Source organism: Streptococcus sp. 3613 (assembly GCF_013277375.1).
GTDB classification, from domain to species: domain Bacteria; phylum Bacillota; class Bacilli; order Lactobacillales; family Streptococcaceae; genus Streptococcus; species Streptococcus pseudopneumoniae.
On sequence record NZ_VMMV01000035.1, the window covers coordinates 1 to 7,896 of the forward strand.

The following is a 7,896-nucleotide window of genomic DNA, read 5'->3' on the forward strand; positions in this document are numbered from 1 at the left end:
TTTCTGGTTTTAAAGGAGTTGCCTCGATACTCGGCAAGTCTGTGTTCATTTCTTTTGCTGTTGGGATTAAAATTTTCATATTGATAGTGTAGCATATTTTTTAGCCACAACCAAGAAATTCATCTGATACTCAATGAAAATCAAAGAGCAAACTAGGAAACTAGCCGCAGGTTGCTCAAAACACTGTTTTGAGGTTGCAGATAAGACTGACGAAGTCAGTCTCATATATACGGCAAGGCGACGTTGACGTGGTTTGAAGAGATTTTCGAAGAGTATGAAAAAACCTCGGTTTAACCGAGGCTTCTCTATTTATTTGGGCCATCCTAACCAGACAGCCACGAGAACAAGGGCTAGGCCAGCTAAACTTGTTAAGATAGATAAGAATTTATCTTTTTTCTCCTTGAACTGAGAAAAACCTATCTTCAAAGCAAGCAGTCCGAGTAGCATTGAAGCAAGCATCAAATAAAAACCCATTTGTTATCCTCCATTAGTCTTAATTTACCTTATTATAACATATATTTCTTAAATAAACCTTTTTTATACTCAATGAAAATCAAAGAACAAACTAGGAAACTAGCCGCAGGTTGCTCAAAGCACAGCTTTGAGGTTGCAGATAAAGTTGACGTGGTTTGAAGAGATTTTCGCAGAGTATTACTGTACTTTAAAGGTCTTGAGATAGCTGTCTTTTCCTACTTGACCTTCGAAGGTTCTACCATTTTCAAGGTAAGGAAGGTCATCTGATACTGAGGCCTTAACCTTGTAAATCTTGCCATCAACTTTAAAGAAGTAGACGGTGTCGCCCTTGATAACAGCTGATTTGAGGTCTGCTACTACTCCCTTGATGCTTTCTGTCGTTGCATTGTCAATTTCAAGGTCGTTTTTATTGGCATACTTGCTGAGCATCTCTTCCACTGTAGTAGCTACGATAACATTTTGGTACTCGACTGCGTCTACTAGAGCATACTCTTTGACCAAGCCAGCATTGTCCTTCAAACCCATGATGTAGAAAGGCTTGTCATTGAGGTTGATGAGGATTGGGAAGGTTGCTTTGTAGGATTTCTCCTGAACAGCACCTTCTGCTGATTCACGGGCTGATTCTTCTGTCGCAGAAGCCAAGCTATACTTAGTAATTTCTCCTGTTCGCATATTTTCAAGGATGAAACCAAGATTACTCTCATCCGCATTAGCCGACGTCACACCTGTGTAGAGATAGATGTCATTACCGATAGACAAGTAATTATAGCCATTGGTAGTCTGGGTCACGTTTTTCTTGGAAATCATGGCATTCAAGAAACCGTCCTTGTACTTGCCGTTGTAGTTGATTTGCTCAATGGTTTCCTCTGCTGGATAGATCCTATCCACCCATTCTGGAACATCTGATAAGCTGTATTCCTTGGTTTCTCCATTTGTAGCATCCAAGATAATGACTGAAGCAGGACGAGGAACCGCAAGTCCAAATTGCTTTTGGTAAACCGTTGCTACATAGAAAGGATTGCCCTCATCGTCCACCTCAAAAGATGGAGTTTTAAAGATTTTGGTCGGGTACTTCAAGCGCAGGTGACGTTTGACATCACGGTTAAAATACTCCGAGTCTGAATACTTGATTGGTGTCTTCAAGTCCACCAAATCCGCATTTCCAGTTACCATGTCCACCTTGATATACTCACCGATTCCCTTGGCTTGATTGTTAAACCATTTGATAGGGTCTGCATATTCTAGTGGTGTGACCCGATAAGGTTTCCCATCAATTGTCAATTGGGTATAGGTATCTGCCGCTACGTATTGCGACACCTTATCGGTTAGGGAACCCAAGTAGCGGTCTCCAATTTTTTCAGCAGTACTTCTATCTAGGATAGGAACCTTACTGGTGTCACTCTTAGGAAATTCAGTAAAGTCTTTTTCCGTAACCGTGACTACATTGGCATAATTTTTAGCCTGAAACATGCTGGAAGTTACCAAGGAAACCAAAGCTGCCAAGAGAAGAATTCCTCCAATCAAAGCTAACAGAATTTTCCCTAACCGATTGATTTTGAAACCCTCAAGATTTAAGGCAGCTTCCGCCTTACCGTGGCGCACATGAACCGTTTTGACCAGATTGATTCCCTTGCCAAAGCCAAATAAGATTGCTACAAGCAGCAAATGCCCACAGAGGAAAAAGAGAAATTCCCAGCTGGTCAGGTTAAGGGGCGGTAAAAAGATATACCAGGTCGTTGCGATAAAAATAAGTTCAAAGACTATTCGTTTCATTTGCTTTCCTCCTAAATGATTCGTCCTTCCAAGTGATCCAACTCATGCTGGCAAATCTGAGCTGGGAAGCCTGTCAAGGTAATGGTCTGTTCCTGCCACTTAATGTCTCGATAGGACACCGTTATGCTTTCATAACGCTTAGTTGATCTCACACCTACCAAGGACAAACAGCCTTCTTCTGCCTCATAGGATCCTTCAAAGGACAGAAGCACTGGGTTAAACATGACCACGGGAACCAAGCCAAGATTAAAGATAATCACGCGCTTTTGCACCCCAATCATATTGGCAGCTAGACCAATGCAGGTCTCACGATTTGCTAAGAGTGTATACTGCAAATCTCTGGCAAGATAAAGGTCTTCCTGACTTGCCGGCTGAGATGCCTGAGATAAAAACAAAATATCTTTTACAATTTTCTTTTCCACTTCCTCACACTCCTCTTGTTTTTTACTATATTATAACAATTATAGCACAAAAGCCGATAACTGCAATCCCTTTCCCTCAACTGTAGCAAAAAGCCATCCGAAGATGACTTTTTTGCTACTTATACTCAATGAAAATCAAAAAGCAAACTAGGAAGCTAGCCACAGGTTGCTCAANNTATATACGGCAAGGCGACGCTGACGTGGTTTGAAGAGATTTTCAAAGAGTATTAATTTCTTTATAAATTACTTCCATCCCACGCTTAACAGCTGGACGATTGGCAATTTTTTCTGCCCATTTTACTAAATTCTGGTAACTTGAGGCATCCAAGAATTTTGCAGAACCTTGGTAAAGTTTTCCTTGAACTAACTGTCCATACCAAGACCAGATGGCAATATCTGCAATCGTATAGTCATTGCCTGCAATATAAGGTTTCTGAGCCAATTCCTTATCCAATAAATCCAACTGGCGTTTCACTTCCATCGTAAAACGGTTAATAGGATATTCCAATTTTTCAGGGGCATAATTGAAGAAATGTCCAAATCCTCCACCTAGAAAAGGTGCTGCACCTGCTTGCCAGAATAGCCAATTCAAAACTTCTACCTTTTCCACAGGATTACTTGGTAAAAAAGTTCCAAATTTCTCAGCAAGGTAAAGAAGAATATGAGCAGACTCAAAGACTCTTACATCTTCAGTACCTGACTGGTCCAATAAGGCTGGAATCTTGGAATTTGGATTGAGCTTCACAAAGTCTGATCCGAATTGATCCCCATCCATGATAGCAATCTTATACAAGTCGTAAGCCGTTTCCTTAAAACCAGCCTCTAGTAATTCTTCCAATAAGATAGTGACCTTCACACCATTTGGTGTTCCCAGTGAATAAAGCTGAAAAGCTTGTTCTCCTTTTGGCAAGTTTTGTTCGAAACGGGCACCTGCTGTTGGTTTATTTAAGCCCGTAAAGGCTCCTTGATTACTAGCTTCATCCTGCCATACGGTCGGTAATTGATATGCTGACATCCGAAACCTCCCTTAAATCGCATTCTTGTCAAAACCGAGTTTGCGTTGAATAAACTTAACGATTTCGACGATGATAATCATTGAGAAGCTTCCAGCCATAACAATTCCCCATTGTGACAAGTCTAGTTTGGTTACGTGGAAGATTCCTTCAAGCGGTTCTACAACGATTGTTGCCATGAGAAGGATAAAGGATACCAAGATGGACCAGTTAAAGGTCTTAGACTTGAATGGACCAACTGTCAAGATGGATTGGTAGACAGACTTGACATTGTAAGCATGGAAGAGCTGAATCAAACCAAGGGTTGCAAAGGCCATCGTTAGGGCATCTGCATGAATGGCATGATTGTCACCCACATGAACTGGGTAAGCAATCGCAAGACCATAAACACTCATAACAAGAGCTGCTTGGAGTACACCTTGATAGATAATAGAACTCAAAACACCACCTGAGAAGAAGCTTGCCTTGCGTCCACGTGGTTTATGGTTCATGACGCCAGGCTCAGCAGGTTCAACACCTAGTGCAATTGCTGGGAAGGTATCGGTTACCAAGTTAATCCACAAAAGATGAACTGGTTGCAAGACGTCCCAACCAAAGAGGGTTGATAGGAAGATGGTTAATACTTCAGCAGTATTGGCAGAAAGTAAGTACTGAATAGTCTTTTGAATATTTGAAAAGACCTTACGTCCTTCTTCAACTGCAACGATAATAGTCGCAAAGTTGTCGTCAGCAAGAATCATATCAGAAGCCCCCTTAGAAACCTCTGTACCAGTGATTCCCATACCGATACCGATGTCTGCTGTTTTCAGAGCTGGGGCATCATTGACACCATCACCTGTCATGGCAACGACCTTACCTTGTTTTTGCCAAGCCTTGACGATACGAACCTTGTGCTCTGGAGACACACGGGCATAAACAGAGTATTGACCAACAACTTTTTCAAAGTCTTCATCAGATAATTCGTTGAGCTCAGCACCAGTTAAAACGTGGTCTTCTGTATCGTTTGCGTCAATGATTCCCAAACGTTTGGCAATGGCTTCCGCTGTGTCTTGGTGGTCACCTGTAATCATAATTGGACGGATTCCCGCTTCCTTAGCCACACGAACAGCCTCAGCGGCTTCAGGACGTTCAGGGTCAATCATCCCAATCAAACCAGTAAAAATTAAATCATTTTCAAGCTCTTCAGAAGTGAGATTTTCTGGAATACTATCGATAATCTTATAAGCACCTGCAAGGACACGCAAGGCTTGATGAGCCATTTCAGAGTTGTTTGTATGAATGAGGTTTGTGACCTTCTCATCAATCGGAGCAATATCCCCAGCCTTATCACGAAGAACACAACGTTTCAAGAGTTGGTCTGGCGCACCTTTAACAGCTACGAGGAAGCGTCCATCTGCAAGTGGATGAACTGTTGACATGAGCTTACGGTCAGAGTCAAATGGCAACTCAGCCACACGAGGATATTTGTCTAAAAATTCTTTGACATCGTAGCCCTTGTCCAAGGCATACTGGATAAAGGCTGTTTCGGTTGGATCACCAATCAGGTTGCCTTCCACATCGATTTTCGTATCATTGGCCAAGACAACTGAACGAAGGAGGGGCATTTCAAGACCCAGTTCAATGTCATCAGCTGAGTCATGTAGGACTGCATCGTAGAAGATTTTTTCAACCGTCATCTTGTTCATGGTCAGCGTACCAGTCTTATCAGAAGCGATGATTTCAGTTGAACCAAGTGTTTCAACTGCTGGCAACTTACGAACGATGGAATGTCGTTTGGCTAAAACTTGAGTACCAAGGGAAAGAACGATGGTCACGATAGCAGGAAGTCCTTCTGGAATGGCTGCAACGGCAAGGGCAACAGAAGTCAACAACTCACCAAGTGGATCCTTCCCTTGAATGAAGACACCCACTACAAAAGTAACAAGGGCAATGACCAAGATTGCATAGGTCAAGACCTTAGAAAGGTTGTTCAAGTTTTGTTTGAGGGGTGTATCCGTCTCATCAGCGTCTTGAAGCATGCCCGCGATATGACCAACTTCCGTGTACATACCTGTATTGACAACAACTCCCATCCCACGACCGTAGGTTACGTTTGAGTTTTGGAAGGCCATATTGACACGGTCACCAATACCAGCATCTGTCGCAAGCTCGACTGTCAAGTCTTTTTCAACCGGTACAGACTCACCTGTCAGAGCAGCTTCTTCGATCTTAAGAGAGTTGGCTTCTAGCAAACGTAGGTCTGCTGGCACAACGTCACCTGCTTCAAGGGCAACGATATCTCCAGGTACCAATTCTTTTGAATCAATCTCCGCCATATGCCCATCACGAAGAACGCGAGCAGCTGGACTTGACATAGATTTGAGGGCTTCAATGGCTTCTTCTGCTTTTCCTTCTTGGTAAACACCAAAGGCAGCGTTAATGATAACCACGGCTAAAATGATAATGGCATCTGCGATGTCTTCCCCACCAGAAGTCACGACTGACAAGATAGCCGCCGCAACTAGGATAATAATCATCAAATCCTTAAATTGCTCGATGAATTTGACCAGGATTGATCGTTTCTCGCCTTCTTCGAGTTCATTGTGGCCAAATTCGGCAAGGCGCTTTTCCGCCTCACTTGATGACAAACCTTGCTCGGTCGCATCCACAGCCTTCAAGACCTCTTCAGGACTCTGAGTGTAAAACGCTTGGCGTTTTTGTTCTTTTGACATGTGTCTCCTCCTTGACATTGTGTGCAAAACAGACTCTCTTTTCCCTCATCGCATCTTTTCACGACAAACAAAAAGAGACCTGTTAATCATAACAAGTCTCGCTGTTTAAGATAGTGCCGGAAAACATACTTTTCAGTATAAAATTCGGAATGACGACACTATCACAGGTTTCTGCCAGCTACTCCCTTGAGTAGTACTATTATACCAAATTTTGAAAAGTTTTCAAAGAGTAAAAACTGCCTTGTTTGAATTTTCCCTTGAAAACCAGTATAATGGTAGAATGCTATGTGACTGGAAAGGAAGTTGAATGAAGCAATCTATTTCAAATCTCAAGTTAGCTGAGCGTGGAGCCATTATCAGTATTTCAACCTATTTGATCTTATCTGCAGCAAAATTAGCAACTGGTCATCTCCTCCATTCATCCAGTTTGGTGGCCGATGGTTTTAACAACGTGTCGGACATCATTGGAAATGTGGCCCTCTTGATTGGGATTCGGATGGCGCGCCAGCCTGCAGACCGTGACCATCGCTTTGGTCACTGGAAGATTGAGGATTTGGCTAGCTTAATTACTTCCATCATCATGTTCTATGTTGGCTTCGATGTACTTCAGGATACCATTCAAAAAATTCTCAGTCATGAAGAAACGGTCATTGATCCTCTGGGTGCAACTCTAGGAATCATTTCTGCAGCGATTATGTTTGTGGTCTATCTCTACAATACTCGCCTCAGTAAGAAATCCAACTCCAAGGCGCTGAAGGCAGCTGCCAAGGACAATCTTTCTGATGCTGTTACCTCTCTTGGTACTACCATTGCCATCCTAGCTAGTAGTTTCGATTATCCCATTGTGGATAAACTGGTTGCTATCATCATCACTTTCTTTATCTTGAAAACTGCCTATGATATCTTTATCGAGTCTTCCTTTAGTCTTTCAGATGGTTTTGATGACCGTCTGCTTGAGGATTATCAAAAGGCCATCATGGAAATTCCCAAAATCAGCAAGGTTAAGTCCCAAAGAGGTCGTACCTACGGTAGCAACATTTACCTTGATATTACGCTAGAAATGAATCCTGACTTGTCGGTTTATGAGAGCCACGAGATTGCGGATCAAGTCGAGTCTATGCTGGAGGAACGTTTTGGCGTCTTTGATACCGATGTCCATATTGAGCCAGCGCCTATCCCTGAGGATGAAATTTTAGACAATGTCTATAAGAAATTGCTTATGCGTGAACAATTGATTGACCAAGGAAATCAACTGGAAGAACTATTGGCTGATGATTTTGTCTATATTCGCCAAGACGGAAAGCAGATGGATAAAGAGGCCTATAAAGCAGAAAAAGACTTGAATTCAGCTATCAAGGACATCCAAATCACTTCCATCAGTCAAAAGACCAAACTCATCAGCTATGAGTTAGATGGTATCATCCACACCAGTATCTGGCGTCGCCATGAAACTTGGCAAAATATCTTTCATCAAGAAACAAAAAAAGAATAGAAAAATCCTGT

The 7,896-nt window shown here is 42.3% G+C and carries 6 protein-coding genes; 1 reads left to right on the forward strand and 5 read right to left on the reverse strand.

Going from position 1 to position 7,896, the window contains the following annotated elements; genetic code table 11:
• Window positions 1-309: 309 nt before the first annotated feature.
• The 5 genes from HT708_RS04165 to HT708_RS04185 form a co-directional block, all read right to left on the reverse strand.
• Window positions 310-474 carry a YczI family protein gene (locus HT708_RS04165; RefSeq protein ID WP_049511965.1) on the reverse strand — a complete coding sequence of 55 codons (165 nt, stop codon included), beginning with the start codon at window positions 472-474 and terminating at the stop codon, window positions 310-312.
• Between the two features lie 177 nt (window positions 475-651).
• The gene (locus tag HT708_RS04170; RefSeq protein ID WP_000822846.1) at window positions 652-2,247 is read right to left on the reverse strand and encodes a hypothetical protein; all 1,596 of its coding nucleotides are present in this window, start codon (window positions 2,245-2,247) and stop codon (window positions 652-654) included.
• 11 nt (window positions 2,248-2,258) lie between these two features.
• Window positions 2,259-2,669, reverse strand: coding sequence for a peptide deformylase (locus tag HT708_RS04175; protein ID WP_138700386.1), 411 nt, complete (start codon window positions 2,667-2,669; stop codon window positions 2,259-2,261).
• A 217-nt stretch (window positions 2,670-2,886) separates the two neighbouring features.
• On the reverse strand, window positions 2,887-3,684 hold the full coding sequence (yghU, locus tag HT708_RS04180) for a glutathione-dependent disulfide-bond oxidoreductase (RefSeq protein WP_001277396.1): 798 nt from the start codon (window positions 3,682-3,684) through the stop codon (window positions 2,887-2,889).
• A gap of 12 nt (window positions 3,685-3,696) precedes the next feature.
• Window positions 3,697-6,393 carry a cation-translocating P-type ATPase gene (locus HT708_RS04185; RefSeq protein WP_172926028.1) on the reverse strand — a complete coding sequence of 899 codons (2,697 nt, stop codon included), beginning with the start codon at window positions 6,391-6,393 and terminating at the stop codon, window positions 3,697-3,699.
• A 307-nt stretch (window positions 6,394-6,700) separates the two neighbouring features.
• Between HT708_RS04185 and mntE the strand changes: the two genes are divergently transcribed.
• Window positions 6,701-7,885, forward strand: coding sequence for a CDF family manganese efflux transporter MntE (gene mntE / locus HT708_RS04190; protein WP_172926029.1), 1,185 nt, complete (start codon window positions 6,701-6,703; stop codon window positions 7,883-7,885).
• Window positions 7,886-7,896: the final 11 nt, after the last annotated feature.

Excerpts from the sequence above, each read along its gene's own strand:
- yghU (WP_001277396.1), bottom strand. The coding sequence starts at position 3,684 with ATGTCAGCATATCAATTACCGACCGTATGGCAGGATGAAGCTAGTAAT.
- HT708_RS04165 (WP_049511965.1), bottom strand. The coding sequence starts at position 474 with ATGGGTTTTTATTTGATGCTTGCTTCAATGCTACTCGGACTGCTTGCT.
- HT708_RS04170 (WP_000822846.1), bottom strand. The coding sequence starts at position 2,247 with ATGAAACGAATAGTCTTTGAACTTATTTTTATCGCAACGACCTGGTAT.
- HT708_RS04185 (WP_172926028.1), bottom strand. The coding sequence starts at position 6,393 with ATGTCAAAAGAACAAAAACGCCAAGCGTTTTACACTCAGAGTCCTGAA.
- mntE (WP_172926029.1), top strand. The coding sequence starts at position 6,701 with ATGAAGCAATCTATTTCAAATCTCAAGTTAGCTGAGCGTGGAGCCATT.